Origin of the sequence: Pseudomonas sp. NMS19W (genome assembly GCF_051554255.1) — a bacterium.
GTDB classification, from domain to species: domain Bacteria; phylum Pseudomonadota; class Gammaproteobacteria; order Pseudomonadales; family Pseudomonadaceae; genus Aquipseudomonas; species Aquipseudomonas kribbensis.
The window spans coordinates 3,565,843-3,583,008 of record NZ_CP136718.1 but is presented as its reverse complement, the minus strand read 5'-3'; the positions used below and the strand labels follow the sequence as shown (position 1 = coordinate 3,583,008).

The 17,166-nt window shown below is 60.5% G+C and carries 16 protein-coding genes and 3 pseudogenes; 12 read left to right on the top strand and 7 right to left on the bottom strand.

All coding sequences use genetic code 11. The features are described from left to right. Positions 1-9 precede the first annotated feature (9 nt). A pseudogene (locus R1A29_RS16155) lies at positions 10-995 on the bottom strand (aliphatic sulfonate ABC transporter substrate-binding protein). 294 nt (positions 996-1,289) lie between these two features. Here R1A29_RS16155 and R1A29_RS16150 point away from each other — a divergent pair. Then, positions 1,290-2,156 (top strand): annotated as a pseudogene (locus R1A29_RS16150) (ABC transporter substrate-binding protein); the annotation flags it as partial. Here the strand turns inward: R1A29_RS16150 and R1A29_RS16145 are convergent. Further along, positions 2,130-2,237, bottom strand: a pseudogene (locus R1A29_RS16145) (hypothetical protein); the annotation flags it as partial. The pseudogenes R1A29_RS16150 and R1A29_RS16145 overlap by 27 nt on opposite strands. A 133-nt stretch (positions 2,238-2,370) precedes the next feature. On the opposite strand from R1A29_RS16145, the gene R1A29_RS16140 reads away from it, so the two are divergent. Together R1A29_RS16140 and R1A29_RS16135 are read left to right on the top strand one after the other, a co-directional pair. Then, complete coding sequence (locus R1A29_RS16140; protein WP_438298889.1) at positions 2,371-3,270, top strand: polysaccharide deacetylase family protein; 900 nt, start codon at positions 2,371-2,373, stop codon at positions 3,268-3,270. Positions 3,271-3,392: 122 nt separating this feature from the next. Beyond that, positions 3,393-3,635, top strand: a complete 243-nt coding sequence (locus tag R1A29_RS16135; RefSeq protein WP_096820123.1) for a DUF1652 domain-containing protein — start codon at positions 3,393-3,395, stop codon at positions 3,633-3,635. 1 nt (position 3,636) lies between these two features. Here R1A29_RS16135 and R1A29_RS16130 read toward each other — a convergent pair whose 3' ends face one another. Beyond that, a complete protein-coding gene (locus tag R1A29_RS16130; protein WP_085711393.1) occupies positions 3,637-3,999 on the bottom strand; it encodes an NUDIX hydrolase in 363 nt (120 codons plus the stop codon). A gap of 216 nt (positions 4,000-4,215) precedes the next feature. On the opposite strand from R1A29_RS16130, the gene R1A29_RS16125 reads away from it, so the two are divergent. Then, positions 4,216-4,404 carry a DUF2188 domain-containing protein gene (locus R1A29_RS16125; RefSeq protein WP_438298888.1) on the top strand — a complete coding sequence of 63 codons (189 nt, stop codon included), beginning with the start codon at positions 4,216-4,218 and terminating at the stop codon, positions 4,402-4,404. Positions 4,405-4,460: 56 nt separating this feature from the next. Here the strand turns inward: R1A29_RS16125 and R1A29_RS16120 are convergent, their stop codons facing one another. Further along, positions 4,461-4,700: a hypothetical protein gene (locus R1A29_RS16120; protein WP_085711391.1), complete on the bottom strand. Its 240-nt coding sequence runs from the start codon at positions 4,698-4,700 to the stop codon at positions 4,461-4,463. A gap of 228 nt (positions 4,701-4,928) precedes the next feature. Between R1A29_RS16120 and R1A29_RS16115 the strand changes: the two genes are divergently transcribed. Continuing rightward, positions 4,929-5,264 carry a hypothetical protein gene (locus R1A29_RS16115; protein ID WP_438298887.1) on the top strand — a complete coding sequence of 112 codons (336 nt, stop codon included), beginning with the start codon at positions 4,929-4,931 and terminating at the stop codon, positions 5,262-5,264. Between the two features lie 61 nt (positions 5,265-5,325). Here the strand turns inward: R1A29_RS16115 and R1A29_RS16110 are convergent, their stop codons facing one another. Further along, positions 5,326-5,874: an RrF2 family transcriptional regulator gene (locus R1A29_RS16110; protein ID WP_438298886.1), complete on the bottom strand. Its 549-nt coding sequence runs from the start codon at positions 5,872-5,874 to the stop codon at positions 5,326-5,328. A gap of 337 nt (positions 5,875-6,211) precedes the next feature. Between R1A29_RS16110 and R1A29_RS16105 the strand changes: the two genes are divergently transcribed. The 5 genes from R1A29_RS16105 (at position 6,212) to R1A29_RS16085 (ending at position 12,224) form a co-directional block, all read left to right on the top strand. Next, positions 6,212-7,417 carry an NAD(P)/FAD-dependent oxidoreductase gene (locus tag R1A29_RS16105; protein WP_438298884.1) on the top strand — a complete coding sequence of 402 codons (1,206 nt, stop codon included), beginning with the start codon at positions 6,212-6,214 and terminating at the stop codon, positions 7,415-7,417. A 290-nt stretch (positions 7,418-7,707) separates the two neighbouring features. Further along, the gene (gene fae / locus R1A29_RS16100; protein ID WP_007950493.1) at positions 7,708-8,220 is read left to right on the top strand and encodes a formaldehyde-activating enzyme; all 513 of its coding nucleotides are present in this window, start codon (positions 7,708-7,710) and stop codon (positions 8,218-8,220) included. 10 nt (positions 8,221-8,230) lie between these two features. Further along, entirely contained in the window at positions 8,231-9,265 is a 1,035-nt protein-coding gene (locus tag R1A29_RS16095; RefSeq protein ID WP_085731936.1) for an aldo/keto reductase, read from the top strand. After that, positions 9,262-10,695 (top strand): NAD-dependent succinate-semialdehyde dehydrogenase, encoded by a 1,434-nt coding sequence (locus R1A29_RS16090; protein WP_438298883.1) that lies wholly within the window; start codon positions 9,262-9,264, stop codon positions 10,693-10,695. Before R1A29_RS16095 ends, R1A29_RS16090 begins: the two co-directional genes overlap by 4 nt. A 164-nt stretch (positions 10,696-10,859) precedes the next feature. Beyond that, positions 10,860-12,224 carry an MFS transporter gene (locus tag R1A29_RS16085; protein ID WP_438298882.1) on the top strand — a complete coding sequence of 455 codons (1,365 nt, stop codon included), beginning with the start codon at positions 10,860-10,862 and terminating at the stop codon, positions 12,222-12,224. A 10-nt stretch (positions 12,225-12,234) separates the two neighbouring features. On the opposite strand, the gene R1A29_RS16080 is transcribed toward R1A29_RS16085, so the two are convergent. Then, a complete protein-coding gene (locus tag R1A29_RS16080) occupies positions 12,235-13,110 on the bottom strand; it encodes a LysR substrate-binding domain-containing protein (RefSeq protein WP_438298881.1) in 876 nt (291 codons plus the stop codon). Positions 13,111-13,250: 140 nt separating this feature from the next. Then, entirely contained in the window at positions 13,251-14,429 is a 1,179-nt protein-coding gene (locus R1A29_RS16075) for a hypothetical protein (protein ID WP_438298880.1), read from the bottom strand. A gap of 185 nt (positions 14,430-14,614) precedes the next feature. On the opposite strand from R1A29_RS16075, the gene R1A29_RS16070 reads away from it, so the two are divergent. Together R1A29_RS16070 and aldA are read left to right on the top strand one after the other, a co-directional pair. Beyond that, positions 14,615-15,547 (top strand): LysR substrate-binding domain-containing protein, encoded by a 933-nt coding sequence (locus R1A29_RS16070; protein WP_438298879.1) that lies wholly within the window; start codon positions 14,615-14,617, stop codon positions 15,545-15,547. A 107-nt stretch (positions 15,548-15,654) separates the two neighbouring features. Continuing rightward, positions 15,655-17,079 carry an aldehyde dehydrogenase gene (gene aldA / locus R1A29_RS16065; RefSeq protein ID WP_438302056.1) on the top strand — a complete coding sequence of 475 codons (1,425 nt, stop codon included), beginning with the start codon at positions 15,655-15,657 and terminating at the stop codon, positions 17,077-17,079. Positions 17,080-17,166 lie beyond the last annotated feature (87 nt).

Below are 17,166 nucleotides of genomic sequence, written 5' to 3'. Positions count from 1 at the left end.
CCTGATCGGTTACTGGGCGGCGGCGACTTGCTGGAAACCGGTGTCGATCAATTGATCGATGACCTGATCGACATTCACCCCACGACGCACCAGTTCTTCGGAGACCAGAATCGGCGCGGCGGCTTTCGAGGCGAGCACGTCGGCGGCGGTGAGTTGCGGGCTGCTCAGGTCGGTACGCGACAGTTGCAGTTTGGCCACATCCAGCGGCAGGCCGGATTCACTGGCGAGCAATTTGGCCAATTCATCGGGATTTTTCACCGACCACTCGCGAGCCTGTTCATAGGCCTTGATCACGGTATCGATGGTTTGCGGATGTTCCTTGGCGTATTGCTCGGTGACGCTGACCACGCCGTAGCTGTTGAAGTCGCGGTTGCGGTACAGCAGGCGCGAACCGGCCTGCACCTGGCTGGCGGCCATGTGCGGATCGAGGCCGGCCCAGGCGTCGACGTCGCCTTTTTCCAGCGCGGTGCGGCCGTCCGGGTGTTGCAGGTGCACCAATTCCACGTCGTCCTTTTTCAGCCCGGCCTGTTGCAGGCTACGCAGGGTGAACAGGTACGGGTCGGTGCCTTTGGTGGCGGCGATTTTCTTGCCCTTGAGGTCGGCGACGGTCTGGTACGGCGAGTCTTTGCGCACCACCAGCGCGGTCCACTCGGCGCGGCTGTAAACGTACACCGATTTGATCGGGCTGCCGTTGGCGCGGCTCAATACTGCCGCGAGACTGGCCGACGAGGCGAAATCCACGCCGCCGCTGTTGAGGTATTCCAGCGAACGATTGCTGCCCTGGCTCAGTACCCAGCTGACCTTGCTCTGGGGCAGGGCTTTTTCCAGATAACCCAGATGTTTCAGCGCCAGGCTGACGGGGAGTAATAGGCATAGTCCAGATGCACTTCGGCGGGCGGGGTTTCCGCCGCGTGGGCGAGCGGTTGCAGGCTCAGGGCCACAGCGCAGGCCGCGAGCAGCGTTTTGACTCGGGAAAACGGTAAGCGGGATTTCATGGGCACGCTCCGGCAAGGCAACAGTTTCTTATGTCCAGAAAGACATTTTTATCGAATGCTTCCTGCATGAATGGAATATTGCAGGCTCTGTGCCATATGCCCCGAGTCCCATGTTTACGGGGTTTTGATGCGATTTGTGCGCTTTGAACTGTTGCCGGGAAAACACTGTGCCGCGCCACTGTTGCCAGGCCAACAGCGGTTGTCGGCGGTGCTGAGCTTATTCATTAATCGAATTTCAAATGCGATTTATAAGAGCGTTATGGTCTATAGAAAATCCCCTTTGCAGGAATTGCCATGAAGCTCTCCCGTTTCCTACGCGCTGCGTTGACCAGCGCCCTGATTGCCTCGCCTCTGACTTACGCTGCCGAACCTGTCGTCCTGCACGTCGGCGACCAGAATTACTACAACATCCGCGCTTCGGTAGAGGCTTCCGGGGTATTGAAGGGCGCGCCTTACACGGTCGACTGGAAACACTTCCAGGCCGCCGCACCGTTGGCCGAAGCGTTACAGACCGGTTCGCTGGATCTGGGCTTTCTCGGCGATTCGGGTTTTCTGTTCCTTGCCGCGAAACAGGCACCGGTGAAACTGATCGGCGTGTCGCGGCAGAACCCGGACACCATTGCATTGTTGGTGCCCAAGGATTCGCCGGTGAAAACCATTGAGGACCTCAAGGGCAAGAAAGTCGCCTACTGGCCGGGCGCCTGGAGCCAGCAGTTGACCTTGCGCGCACTGGAGCAGAATGGGTTGCCGGAGAATTACGTCGACTTCGTCAAACTGATGCCGATCGACGCCGCGGCGGCATTACCTCAGGGCAGCATCGATGCCTTCCCGGTGTGGGAACCGTACATTTCCCAGCAGATCGTGTTCTCCGGTGCACGACCGATTCTGACTGCAAAAAACCTGATGCCGGGGTTGAGCGCCATCGCCGCTTCCGCGCCGTCCATCGACAGCAAGCGTGAGGCGATTGCCGATTTTCTCAAGCGCCTGAAGCAGGCCCGGGCCTGGGTCGACAGCCACACTGACGAATACGCGGATCTGTGGGCGAAGAAAGCCAATCTCGATCAAGAGGTCTCGCGACACTGGTTGCGCCAGGCGCACATGACGGTCGGCCCGGTGGATCAGCAAGCCGCTGCCGACCTGCAAGGCACTGCGGACTTCCTGTTCAAGGTCAAGGCGTTGCCGGCTCCGCTGACCACTGCGGGGATTATCGATACCTCGTTCCAGCAGGCGCTGGCGCACTGAGTGAGCACCGGAACAAAACCCTGTTATCTTTATCCAACCTCGGCCCATTTTGGTGGGCCGCAGGGAGGCAGCAGCGGCGAGGGAGTTTTGCCAATCGACAATGTGACCGCAACGGTCGGGCTCAAGGCAAAACATGAAACTCTGGTTCAAGCTTTTCTGCGCTGCGTCCATCATCACCGGGCTGGCCGGTTGCATTGCCGCTCCCATCGAACTCACCGCGCAAACCCGCTCGCGGCTGGATGCGCAGGCGCCGGTCAGGTTTCTGCTGACCTTCGATGACGGCCCCAGTGCTTCGAGTTTCTACAACCCCACCGAAACCGTGCTCGACAGCCTGAAAGACAACCCGCTGCAACCGAATATCAAAGCGGTGTTTTTCGTCCAGACCCGTGCGCCGAGGGCCGGCAACAGCGAGATCGGCCGGCGCATCATGCATCGCGAGCACGATGAAGGGCACATTCTGGGCTTTCACACCGCCACGCACTGGCACACCAACCACCGATCGCTCGATCCGCAGGAGCTTGAAACCTCACTGACCAACGGCACGGCGGATATCGCAGCGATCACCGGTGTGCCACCGATTTTGCTGCGCCCACCTTTCTGGAACTACGACAAACGCACGTTTGCGGCCTATCAGCGACATGGTCTGCATGTATTGCTCACGGACCTGAGCGCCAACGACGGCAAAATCTGGGGCTTCAACGGCAGCCCCAGACGCCGCGCGAACATGCTGCGTCAGCTCTCGGAGGTGCGCGAGCGGATTGCCCTCGGTGAATTGCCGACGGTGGACGGGGTGATTCCGGTGGTGGTGACCTTCCATGACCTCAACCGCTATACCGCGCGACATGCCCGCGAGTATCTGCAAATTCTGCTCGACAGCGCTGCTGCCACAGGCGTGCGCCTGGCCGATAAACCCTTCTACGACGATCACGCACTGCTGGAAAAAGCGGCACTGGCGCGTACGGTGCAGAAGAGCTCGGATCCGGTGCAATTGCCGGGCATCTGGAACTGGATCTGGGGGCGCGACGCCAACTGATCGATGTTGCGCAAGGATGTGAAGCGGTTGGCATTTTCTGCGATCGAGCGCTCGCGCAAGGTCGAAAAAGCTCATCTATGCTCAATCGATCGACCGAACCTTCGCCCGCGAGGCGTCCGCCCATGCTTGCCATTGCCGACATTTGCCGCATCGTCGAGTCCGGCTTTTCGCCCCTTTACTGTGACTGCACGGAAACGGGGCAGGGGCTGTTGCAGATTAAGGTTTACGAACCTGACAGCGGGCGGGTCGATCTGCTGCTCAACGGTGTGTCGCCGGAGCATCTGGTCACCATTCGTGACATCTCCAACTTCATCGGTGAATTGCGCACTGAAATGAGTGCCGGGCGTCGGGCGTTCGCCGGTTGACTCAGAGCCGGCGCTGAAAGGCGCGGACGATTTGCAGGGTTGCTTCACTGACACTCAGGTTCTGCACCGCATTCAACGGATGCCAGATGCAATCGATGATCTCGTTCTGTGGCCGTACTTCATCAATATTCAGTACCGACGCCTCGTAGACATGGTGGCGCGTGCCGCCAGCCTCCAGCTCCATCAGATACAGCATGCCATCGGCGAGCAGGCCGGTTTCTTCCTCAAGTTCACGCGTCGCGGCGTCGGCCCTGGTCTCGCCGGGCTCGACCTTGCCGCCCGGCAAATTCCAGCGGCATCGGGGTTTGCGCACCAGGAGAATGTGTCGATCCTGTTCGCAGATGATGGTTGCACGTACTTTCATTTGTTACCCGATTGCCGGTTGTCATGAATCGGTCATGAAAATGCAATATTCAAGCCGTGCCTTGGTTTAGAGGCGCTTGTGATGTCAGAGTGGTCGAAAAGCGCAAAAGTGCCAGACGCTTGACACCGCTGTGGGGCGACGTCTGGTCGGCACACCCTGTCGCACCCGGTGTAAGGTGCAAAAGTGCAGTTGATCGATAGTCGACAGGAGGTGCCTATGAGCATGGCGATGCTGAACAAAATGCACATGAATGGCTACGACGTACTCAGCGTGAACAACGGCCCGTGGCGGGTCTGCACGCAGGGTGATCGACTGGCGTCTTTCGCCAGCCGGGAGGAAGCACTGGCGTATGCCGCTGCACTTCCGGGTTACAAACGCCGCACCCACGGCCGCAAGACAGGCTGAAGGCCTGCAATGAAAAAGCCCCGGATTGTCCGGGGCTTTTTGTTTGGGGGATGGCGTCAGTGGATTTTGGTTCGGCTGATGGCGCGGGCTTTCACTTCCCTGGCATAAAGTTGCAAACGTTCTTCATCGCTTTGCAGCACCTCGCAGGACCTGAGTACGCTTTGCGCATCCGCCTCGTTACCGGATTTGCGTAACTGCTCGGCAATGCGCTTGAGGTCGACCGCCGACCATCTCAGGTCCGATGCAACGCTTTGCAGGTCACGTTGAAGTTCGTGTTCGTATTCATTGAGCCGCATGATCACCTCCGGAACATTCTCGGTAGAAAATAGTAGCCGCATTTTTCGGGAGCGGGGCAAGAGGTTCTGGTCAATGAGCTGAACGGCCGTGAACAAACTGCCGTTGGTCGGAGCAATTGTTTGCTGTGGCGCGGGAGAGCCCGGTTTTCCGGGTCAAAGCATTGCGCCACGATGGATGTTCAACCAGTAACAAGTTAAATTCGCGCTTTTTAAGATGAAGGATTCAATATGCGGATGTTGATCGGGGGCCTGCTGATAGCCGCGTTGGCCGGGTGTTCACTTCCGGCATCGCTGGTCCCGGGCGAGCCGAATCTCAGCAAGGTCAGTGGCAAGGCTCCCAAGGACTACGCCGCATGCGTGTTGCCGTTGTGGCAGCAGGATATTCCCAAGACTTCGCAGGTTGCGATTTCCAACGGTTACCGGATCACGGCGCCAAGTATCGTCACGGCCGACGAGATTCTCGATATCGTCAAGTACAAGGATGGCAGCCGCGTGTCGCTGTACCAGGGGCCGCCGTGGGCCAAGTCCGGCTCGCTGCGCAAATCGGTACGCGATTGCCTCTGAGGCAGAACGGCGGAAATGAAAAAGCAGAAACCGTGTGATCGGTTTCTGCTTTTTTTGCCTGTCAGTCGGTGATGTCGGTGAGCGGGATGCCCGAGCCGGCGGTCTTCTTGTCGCGACGATCCTGAATCCAGCTTTCTACCTGGCTATTGAACTCCGCCGGCGCCTTGCGCCCGACCTTTCTGGCGATGTCGAGAATGGTCTGCTGGGCCAGGGCTTCTTCCATGCGCTTCTGCGCAACCATCATCGCCCCGTGAATCGAACAGGTTCCGTCCACGGCCCAATCCGGCGGCGAGCCGTCGAACAGCGCGCAGCGGCCGCGGATGTCGCGGCATTCGAAAATGTTCTTCGGGCCGTCGATGGCATTGACGATATCGAGCAGGGTGATCTCGTCTGCCGGACGCGCCAACGTAAAACCGCCACGTACACCGCCGGTGGCCACCACCAGTTTGCCCTTGGCCAGTTTGGTGAAGATCTTCGCCAGGTAATCCAGCGGCACCCCCTGCAAGTCCGCCAGGTCGCGCACGCTCGCTTCGCGACTGTCACCACCGCTGCCCACCAGAAACGCCAGGCAATGGATGCCGTACTCGACGCCCGCACTGTAAAGCGACATAGCTATCTCCGACTGTAGTTGTCGCAGATGTTAGCAGGGTAATGCGTGGTGGACAAATCTGATAAGTGCCTGAATCGTTGCCTTGAAACCCGTATTTGCTCGGTTTGCGGCGACTTTTATGGTTTCGAAAGCCTCAGAAGGGATTAGGCCAGCTATCGAATATTTCGATTCGAATGATCGGATAATCTGACTTGTTGGATATAACGGCGACCAATACAGTCGCCGTTATCCGGTGAGCAGTGTTCAGCACTTTCAGAAACCCCAAGCGTGCCGACTCCCGATAAACGTGAATTCTTGATCCTCTTTCTACGACTTGGCTTCGGGCCTGGAGACAACAATGAAACAGCACATTCTGGTAATCGGCGCAGGTTTCGGTGGCATGTGGACGGCGCTGAGTGCGACTCGTCTGGTCGACATTCACAACCGCGACAACATCGACGTGACCGTGCTGGCGCCGCAGGCTGAACTGCGTGTGCGTCCGCGTTTCTACGAGCCGAATGCCCACACGCTGGCTGCGCCGCTGGGCGACCTGTTCGACGCGGTAGGCGTCAACTTCATCAAGGGCGCCGCGAACACCATCGACGTGAACGCCAAAACCGTGGGTTACACCGACGCCAGCGGCGCCGCTCAGGTTTTCCACTACGACAAACTGGTGCTGGCTTCCGGCAGTGGTCTGGCGCTGCCGGATACCCCGGGCGTCGCAGAACACGCCTTTGACGTTGACCAGATCGAAGCCGCGATTCGCCTGGAAAACCACCTGAAATCCCTGGCCGATCAACCTGCGAGCCAGGCGCGCAACACCGTGGTGGTGGCCGGCGGCGGCTTCACCGGAATCGAAACCGCCACCGAAATGCCGGCGCGTCTGCGGGAAGTGTTGGGCGAGCAGGCTGACGTTCAAGTGATCATCGTCGACCGCGGGCAGAAAGTCGGCGCGGCCATGGGCGAAGCCATCAGCGTGTCGATTGCCGAAGCGAGCGAAGCACTGGGAGTCGAATGGCGACTGGGTGTGTCGGTGCTGTCGGTCGATGAAAACGGCGTGACCCTGTCGGACGGCCAGCGCATCGAGGCAAAAACCGTGGTCTGGACCACCGGCGTGCGCGCCAGTAGCCTGACTGAGCAGATTCCGGCCGAACGCGATCGCCAGGGTCGTCTGCATGTGGATGCGCACCTGAAAGTCATCGGCCAGGACGACATCTTCGCCACCGGCGACGTGGCTTATGCCGCCACCGACGATGTCGGCAACTTCGCCTTGATGACCTGCCAGCATGCGATTTCCCTCGGCCGACATGCCGGCAACAACGTGGCGGCGCAGATTCTCGGTGTCGACCCGACCCCGTACAGCCAGCCGAAATACGTGACCTGCCTCGACCTTGGCGCCTGGGGCGCGGTGTACACCGAAGGGTGGGATCGTCAGGTGAAACTGGTGAAGGAGGAGGGCAAGTCGCTCAAGACCCAGATCAACACCCAGTGGATCTACCCGCCGGCGGCTGACCGTGCCATTGCGCTGGCGGCTGCTGATCCGATGATCCCCGTCGTCGCGTAATCGACGCAGTTCGAAAATCCCGCTCCCGAGCGGGATTTTTTTCGTCATCACATAAGGCTATGACTAAAAGTCATTGCCCCATGATTTTTAATGGTTACGGGTGCCCTGATACCCGGTGTTAAAAAATCGCAAACACAGCTCATCAATAACAACCAGAGAGCGTTTGCAGCCATGTCCCGATTCTCCCTTCGCGTCTCCCCGTGTCCGTTATTGATCCCGTTGGCCTCTAGGTCCGCGTGAGCTGTCGATCACCCCAAAAAATCCCTCTGCATCGCAAAGAGTAATGACTGATGAAAGAACTCGACCTGTACATCGGTGAAGGTTTCGAAGGCCCGGGCGTGAACGCCGCGCACATCAATATCCTGATCGGCCCGCGCAACGGCCCGGCGGGGCAGGCGTTCGCCAACAGTCTGGCGTCGCCGAGCCAGGGCCATTGCCCGTTCATGGTGATTGCCCAGCCGAACATTCCGGTCAAGCCGATGACCCTGTACGTCAACAAGGCTGCGATCAGCAGCGACCTGCATGGCAACGCAACCTGGGGCGCTTCCCAGGCCGGTATCGCCAAGGCTGTGCTCGAAGCGCTGCTCGACGGCACGCTGCCGCCGGAAGCCGAAGACGAGTGGGCCATCGTCACCGCCAACTGGGTCAACCCGGCCTGCGATGACCTCGATGCCGTGTACCTGAACAACTACAACGCCTGCCGCACCGCGATCCGCGCCGCCCTGACCGGCAAGCCGGAAACCGCGCAGCTGAAGGATGTGGTCAACCACATCAGCAACCCTTTCTACACGCCAAAAGCCTGAGGTCCGCGCCATGCAATACATCCGTTTGGGCAACTCCGGCCTGCAAGTTTCCCGTCTGTGCCTGGGCACCATGAACATGGGTACCCCGGACTGGAAGCCGTGGATCTTCAATGAAAAACAAAGCGAGCCGATCGTTGCTCATGCCCTCAACAACGGTGTGAACTTCATCGACCTGGCGGACTTCTATTCCGCCGGTGTCGGCGAAGAAGTGGTAGGGCGCATCGTCAAACGTCTGGCCCGTCGCGAAGACCTGGTGATCACCACCAAGGTCGGCTACGGCACCCGCAACGCAATCAATGCCAGCGGCCACTCGCGCAAGCACATCATGGACAGCATCGATGCCTCGCTGAAGCGTCTGGACATGGATTACGTCGACGTGTTCATGCTGCATTACTTCGACGTGAACACCCCGGTCGAAGAAACCATGGGCGCACTGAACGACATCGTGCGCTCCGGCAAGGCGCGCTACATCGGTGTGTCGACCATGCTCACCGGTCAACTGGCGAAAATCCTCATGGCCTGCGAGCGCAACGGTTGGGTAAAACCGATCAACATGCAGCTGCAACTGAACTGCGCCTATCGCGAAGAAGAGCGCGAGATGATTCCGTTCTGCCGCGATCAGGGCATCGGTGTGTCGGTGTTCAGCCCGCTGGCCCGTGGTCTGTTGACCGGTGACGTGCAATCGACCCGCAACCAGACCGACTTCTTCACCCAGCAGATGTACAGCGACGAAGCCTCGTTCGAAATCGCCCATTCGGTGCAGCGCGTGGCCCGTGCCCGTGGCGTGTCGAACGCGCAGATCGCCCAGGCCTGGGTCGCCAACCATCCGGGCGTGGATTGCATGCTGGTCGGCGCCGACACCACGGCGCAGTTCGACAGCGCACTGGCGGCATTGGAAACCAAACTCGACGCCGAAGAACTGCACGAGCTGGAGCGCAACTACACCCCTTGCGACGTGATCAATGACTACACCGCCGGCAAACGCATCCTGCGCACGGCCCGTCCGGGGCATGAACGCTTCACGTTGCAGGGAGCGGTGGCATGAGCGGGTTGATTCGTCACGGCAACTTCATCGACGGCCAGTGGGGTTCGGGCGGCGCCACTTATCCGGTGCGCAACCCGGCCAATGGCGAGTTGATCACCGAGGTGCAGAAGGCCGGTGCCGAGGAAACCAACCTCGCCATCGAGGCTGCGAATCGTGCCTTGCCGGCGTGGCGCAAACTTACCGCGAAGGAGCGCAGCCAGCGTCTGAAACGCTGGAGCGATCTGATGCTCGCCAACCAGCAGGAACTGGCAACCTTGCTCAGCCGCGAACAAGGCAAACCGCTGGCCGAAGCCAAGGGCGAAGTGGTCTATGCCGCGAGCTTTCTTGAGTGGTTCGGTGAAGAAGCCAAGCGTGCCTACGGCGATGTGATCCCGAGTCACAAGGCCGATGCGCGGATCATCGTGACCAAGGAAGCCATCGGTGTGGTCGCGGCGATCACTCCGTGGAACTTCCCGCTGGCGATGGTCACCCGCAAGGTCGGCCCGGCGCTGGCGGCGGGTTGCACGATGATCCTGAAACCTTCGGAAGAAACCCCGCTGTCGGCATTTGCCCTGGCAGTGCTGGCCGAGCAGGCCGGGATTCCGGCCGGTGTGTTCAACATCGTTTCCGGCGACGCGGTGGCGATCGGCGGCGCGCTGCAAGCGTCCAGCGTGGTGCGCAAGCTGTCGTTCACCGGCTCGACCCGCACCGGCAAACTGCTGATGCGTCAGGCTGCCGACACCCTGAAAAAGGTCTCGCTGGAACTGGGCGGCAACGCGCCGTTCATTGTCTTCGACGATGCCGACATCGATGCGGCCGTCAAAGGCGCGATGGCCTCGAAGTTCCGCAACACCGGGCAGACCTGCGTGTGCGTCAACCGCTTCTTTATTCAGGACGGCGTCTACGAAGCCTTCACCGGAAAACTCGCCGAAGCCGTGGCGGCGATGCGCGTGGGCAGTGCGCTGGACGGTGAAACCGAGCAAGGTCCGCTGATCAACGCCGCTGCGCTGGCCAAGGTCGAAGCCCATGTGAGCGATGCGCTGGAGAAGGGCGCCACTTTGTTGTGCGGCGGTCGTCGGCATGCGCTGGGCGGCACGTTCTACGAACCGACCATCCTCACCGAAGCCAACGGCGACATGCTGATCGCCCAGGACGAAACCTTCGGCCCGGTGGCCGCGTGCTTCCGCTTCAAGGACGAAGCCGAAGTGCTGGCGCGGGCCAACGACACGCCGTTCGGTCTGTCGGCGTACTTCTACAGCCGCGACATCGGCCGGGTCTGGCGCATGGCCGAAGGGCTGGAAGCCGGGATGGTCGGCATCAACGAAGGGATCATCTCCACGGAGGTGGCGCCGTTCGGTGGCATCAAGGAATCGGGCCTTGGGCGTGAAGGTTCGAAGTACGGTCTGGATGACTATCTGGAGATCAAATACCTGTTGATGGGCGGCCTCTGAACCTTCACTGAAATCTCCATGTGGGAGCGGGCTTGCTCGCGAAAGCGGTGGATCAGCTGGAGCAAATGTTGACTGACACACCGCCTTCGCGAGCAAGCCCGCTCCCACAAAAAACCAGCAAGAGCTTTCCGTTTCTCCGTCAATAACAACAATTGGAGACGAACATGTCCGCTCAACCCGTAAAGATCGATGACCTGCCCATCGGGCGCTTCCATATCAAGATCGCCGGCCTGACCTTCGGCGCGCATTTCACCGACGGCTACATCCTTGGCCTGATCGGCATCGCATTCACTTTGCTCAGCCCGCAGATGCAGCTTGATGCGTTCTGGCAGGGCCTGATCGGCGCGTCGGCGTTGATCGGCCTGTTTCTCGGCAGTCTGTTTTTCGGCTGGATCTCGGACAAGGTCGGCCGGCAGAAAATCTTCCTGGTCAGTTTTGTGCTGATCACGCTCGCTTCGGTGATGCAGTTCTACGTTGAAACCGCCATGAGCCTGTTCCTCTGCCGGGTGCTGATCGGCATCGGTCTGGGCGGGGATTTCAGCGTCGGTCATGCGATGCTCGCCGAGTTCGCACCGAAGAAACATCGCGGCGTGTTGCTGGGTTCGTTCAGCGTGATCTGGACCTTCGGCTACGTGGCGGCGACCTTCGTCGGCACCGCCATGCTCAGCCTCGGTGATGATGCCTGGCGCTGGATGCTGGCGTCGTCGGCGATCCCGGCGGCGTTGATTCTGATCGCCCGAATCGGCACGCCGGAATCTCCACGCTGGCTGGTCAATCAGGGCCGCGTTGCTGAAGCCCGTGCCATCGTCAAAAAGCATCTGGGCGACAACGTCGAACTGGATGAAACCCGCTCCAGCGAAACCCGCTCGGGCTACGCGGTGCTGTTCAGTCGCGAATACCGCAAGCGCACGGCGTTCAACTGCCTGTTCTTCGTCTGCATCGTCATGCCGTACTTCGCCATCTACACCTTCCTGCCGTCGATCCTGCAGAAGATGGGCCTGGCCGAAGGCTTCGGCACCGAGCTGATGCTCAACATGCTGCTGATCCTCGGTGCGTTGATCGGCATCTGGTGCACGATCAAATTCACCCGACGCGGATTCCTGATCAACTCGTTCATCATTCTGGCGGTGGCGTTGTTTCTGCTGGCGGTGCTGCCGGGCAGTGCGGCGTGGCTGATGGTGCTGGTGTTCGGTATGTTCACGCTGGTGCTGTCGGCGGTGAGCAATCTGGTGGGCGTGTTCCCGGCGGAGAGCTTCCCGACGGAAGTGCGGGCCAGCGGGATTGGTCTGGCGACGGCGGTCAGCCGTCTGGGTTCGGCGGTCAGCACGTTCCTGTTGCCGGTGAGCGTGGCGGGGATCGGCTTGAGCCCGACCATGGGGATTCTTGCGGCGATCCTGGCGATTGGCGCGTTGCTGTCGTGGGCCTGGGCGCCGGAGACCAAGTCGTTGACGTTGAGCCAGGCGTGCAAGGCGCAGAGTCCGGTGGAAGTCGCGGTAGGGACGGTCGGGAAAGTCGCTACCCCCGTCTGATGAGTGCAGGTCAGAGGTTGCTGACAACCCCTAGCCACTCGGTAAACAACCTCACCTTCGACAGCCCCTGCTTGTCATTCGCCACATCCAGCCAATAGCCATAAGGGCCGATCACCTCAATCGGGGTGATCGGCAGCAGGCTGCCGTTGGCCAGTTCCTTTTCGATCATCTGCCGGTCGATCACTGCCAGACCGCCGCCAGCCAGTGCTGTGTGGATCACCTGATCCAGGGTGCTGAATTCCAGCCCTTGCCCGGCATCGATGTCATCCCGGCCCATGGCCGCCAGCCAGTTCTCCCAGACCTTCAAACGCTTGCCGTCGTGCAGGATGTGCAGCAATGGAAATTGCCGCAGATCCGGCGGCTGATCGCCGTTGAACAGCTCCGGGCTGGCCACTGCGATGTGCCGTTCCATCACCAGCAATTGACTGACGCAGTGCGGTGCTGCCGCGAGGCCGAAGCGGATGTGGCAGTCGACTTCCGTGAGGCTGTCGTGGCCGATCTGGTTGGTGACGCTGAGGTTGATGTCCGGGTAGCGCTGACAGAATGCGCGCAGGTGTGGCGAAAGCCAGCGGGTGGCCCAGGTCGGCGGTGCGAGCACTTTCAAACGCTGGCGCAGATTCGGCACGCGCACCGCTTGCAAGGCGCGTTCGATGTGGTCGAAGGCCTCGGCCAGATGTGGGGAAAGATTGCTGCCGGCTTCGGTCAGCGACAGCCCATGAGGCGTGCGCACGAACAGCGCCACGCCGAGGTAGTCTTCAAGCTGTTTGATCTGGCGACTGACCGCGCCCTGGGTGACGTTCAACCCGATGGCGGCCTGACTGAAACTGCGATGACGGGCGACTTCTTCGAACACGCGCAGGGTGTTGAGCGAGGGCAGTTGACGCATGGAGGCGAGACTCCGGATCGGGCGGTTTATTGTTGTTTTGGGGTGAGGGCTATCTGACTATCGGGACGGTGCGGATGCAAGGTGAATTCGCAACGGGCAGGCAAAAAAAATCGCAGCCCTGGCTGCGATTTTTTCGAGCGTCAGAAGTAATACCCGACGTTCACATATAACTGGTTCTCCCACTGATCCAGCCCGCCCGCGCCAAGGCTCTGGGTGTAGCTGCTGCCGCCGATGTACGGATCGTTTTTGCCGAACAGCCATTCCGTGGCCACCCACAATTTACTCACGGAAAACGAGGTGCCGAGGATCACCCGCTCGGACGTCTTGAAGCCGCTGGCGGACTTGTCGAAGGCGCTGTAGTTGGCGTACAGCTTGATCCCGCTGATCTGGTCGAACAGGTATTTGCCGCCTACGTCGTAACTCAGGTCGGCCACGTACAGATTGCCGCGACTGGCTACGTTGTAGGTGCCGTCGTAGCCACCGAGGGTGACCACCTCATCGCTGCCGGGATTGCGCGGTGACATCTGCTGCCGCGCTGCCTGCAACTGCACGCCCCACGGGCCGTTCTTGCCCATGTAGTGCACGGCCACGGCGTTGCGCCGACCGTCATTGTCGGTGTCCTTGTTTTCGAGGGTCGAGGTCAGGCCGGAGATCCCGACTTCGGATTTCCACGACCCCAGATCCATCGCCTTGGCGACCCGCAGCACCACCGTGTTGCGTTCCTGGTTGTTGCTGCCGTCGGCCACGTAGCTGTCGGCTTCGGACACCACGCTCGAATACGTCACGCCTTTGCTGGTGCCTTTGCCTTGCCAGGCCGGGCGCAGGTAATAGCCGGCCTGAAGGTTCCAGTCGCCGCTTTGCTGGATGTACTTGGCGCCGACCTGTTGCACATCTTCCAGGCCGATGACGTTGCCCAGGGTTTCGTAGAAGGTGCTGCCGAAGTACGGCTGCAAACCGAACGGCACGGTGTTGAGGCCCACTTGTCCTTGCTGATCCGGGTTGAACTTGTAACCGACCCACGCGAACTTGGCGAAGCGGATGTCGCCGTAGTTCTTGGTGTACTGATAGGGGTAGGAGCGACCGTAGAAGCGGTATTGCGCTTCGCCGATCCACGAATCGGAGTTGTACTTGGCGCTGAGGAATACCGTGTCGAGGCCGAACTTCTGGATGTCGCGATCCGGGTCCACATCCCAACGGGCACGAATGGCGCCGCCAAGGTCGAGATTGTCGGTGACCTGGACCGCCATGGCCGGGGCGGCAAAGCTGCAGAACAGAGCGATGGAGGTGGTACGCAGGCGCAAAGATGCAGGGAAGGGCATGGAGCGGCTCTCGATTGTTTTTATTAGAGATGCCGCGCAGTTTTGCCATCCGCCCGCTGCAGAACAAACGATAAAAACGTCAGGGAAACCTGCATCGAATGCATGTTACTCGGAAAATCCTGTAGGACAATTCGCCGGTGTCGTGGGATGCTTTGCGTCTTGTCAGTGGTTTTCGAGTGCCTTGTATGAAACGCAAAATGCCCGGCCTGAATGCGCTCAAAGCATTCGAAGTGGCCGGCAGCACCGGCAGCTTCACCCGCGCCGCCGAGTTGCTCAACGTCACCCAGAGCGCGGTCAGCCGTCAGGTGCGGCAGTTGGAAGAGCAGCTCGGCGAGAGTCTGCTGGAACGCCGTCATCACCATCTCGAACTGACGGGTGCCGGCAAGATTCTGCTGCGGGCGCTGCATCAGTCGTTCGACAAGATCGAGCTGACAGTGCGCAGCATCCAGCAGAAGACCCACGCCAATCGCCTGCACATCAATGCGCCGCCGACCTTCACCAGCCGCTGGTTGATGCCGCGCCTCGGGCGCTTGCGCGAGCAGCATCCGGAGCTGGAACTGAGCATCACCACCCGTTTGCAGGACAGCCTCGCGGAAACCAGCACCCTTGATTGCGCGATCCGTTTTGGCGACGGCGAGTGGGACGGGCTCGACAGTTCGCTGCTGATTCAGGAACGACATATCGCCGTGTGCGCGCCGACCCTGTATGCGCGGGAGGGCGGCGATCAGGGCATCGACCTCAATCGCCTGACCCTGCTGCATGTGCTGGCCCGGGAGGATCAGCGCTACCTGACCTGGAAACACTGGCTCGACGCAGCGCGGATCACGGGCGTCGATACCCAGGGCGGCTATGAATTCGACCTGCTGGACCTGGCGATTCAAGCGGCTGTCGATGGTCTGGGGATCGCCATTGCCGACTGGCACATGGTCGCCTCGGAGCTGGCCAGCGGGCAGTTGACCCAGGTGCACAACGTGCATGTGGAAGGGCACCAGTCCTACTGGCTGGTGACCCGCCCGGAACAGACGCAGATGCCGCAATTGCAGGCGTTCAGTCAGTGGCTGCAGGAAGAGATCTGGCTGGCGCAGCGCCAACTTGAGCCTTCGAAGGCGATTTTCTGAGTAACGTGCCTTTTTCGAATGTTTGATCGCCGGATAAATCGTTTGTTGAACCCGCTGTCGATGACAAGACTGGCGCCATCGATAAAAACAAACGATGGGCGATGCACATGCGAGTCGAGCGAAATTTTGTTAACGGCCACTTCATCGAGCCGGCCAGCGCGGCGCTGATCGCGGTCTACAACCCGGCCACCGAAGCGTTGATCGGCCAGGTGTCGGCCGCCACTGCCGAAGAAGCCACGACGGCAGTCGACGCCGCCGCCAAGGCGCAAAAGACCTGGGGCAAACTCACCAGCATCGAGCGCGCCGAGCACCTGCGAGCGTTTGCGGCGGCCCTTGAAGATCGCGCCGAAGCCATCGGCGCCGCCCTGGCTGCCGAGTCCGGCAAAAGCCTGAGCGACGCCAGCAACGAAGCCCGTTATGCCGCGCAGATCACCCGTTACCACGCCGAATGGGCGCGCCGCATCGAAGGCGAGATCATTCCCAGCGACAGCCCCGACGAAAACCTGTTCCTGCACCGCGAGCCGATTGGCGTCGTCGCGTGCCTGATTCCGTTCAACTACCCGGTCTACACCTTGCTGCGCAAAATCGCTCCGGCGCTGATTGCCGGCAATACCGTGGTGGTGCGCCCGAGCAACAACACCCCGACGTCGGCGTTCGAAATCGCCAAAGCCGTGGAGCAATCGGGCATGCCGGCCGGTGTGATCAACATCCTGACCATGGATCACGCCACCGCCGCAGCGGTTTGCACCCATAAAGCCGTGGGCCTGATCACCCTGACCGGCAGCGTCAACGCCGGGCGCATCGTCCTCGACTATTGCAAGGCCAACATCGCCAAGCCGTCGCTGGAACTGGGCGGCAAGACCCCGGCAATCATCGAGGCCGACGCCGATCTTGAAGCGGCCGCGCGCGCGATCATCGCCTCCAAGACCACCCATTGCGGCCAGTTGTGCACGGCGGTGGAGCGGGTCTACGTGCAGGAAAGCGTTTACGACCGTTTCCTCGCGCTACTGAAAGCGAAAATCGCCGCCGTGAAGTTCGGCGACCGCGCCACGGATGCCAGCCTGATGGGCCCGCTGGTCAACGCCAGTTCGCAGAAGAACATTCACGCGATGGTCGAACGCGCGATTGCCGATGGCGCTGTTCTCGAAAGTGGCGGCGTGCTGCCGGAAGGTCCGGGACACTTTTATCCGCCAACGCTGCTGAGCGGCTGCCGCCAGGACATGGAAATCGTCCAGGAAGAAATCTTCGGCCCGGTGCTGCCGGTGCTCAAGTACCGCGACATCGACGAAGCGCTGGCCATGGCCAACGACCACCAGTTCGGTCTGTCGTCGGTGCTCTACACCGAGAACTACCGCACCGCGCAGAAAGTCGCCAATGCCATCGAAGCCGGCGAGTTGTACGTCAATCGCACCCCGGCCGATCCGTACCAGGGCTACCACGCCGGCTGGAAACGCTCGGGCCTGGGAGGCGATGACGGCAAGCACGGCATGCTCGAATTCACCCAGACCCGTCTCGTGGTCATGAAGTACTAGAGGGGCAGCTACGAGCTGCAAGCTTCAAGCCGCAAGCAAGTGCACTGCGGTCAGCTTGCCGCTTGTAGCTTGCCGCTTGAATCTGCT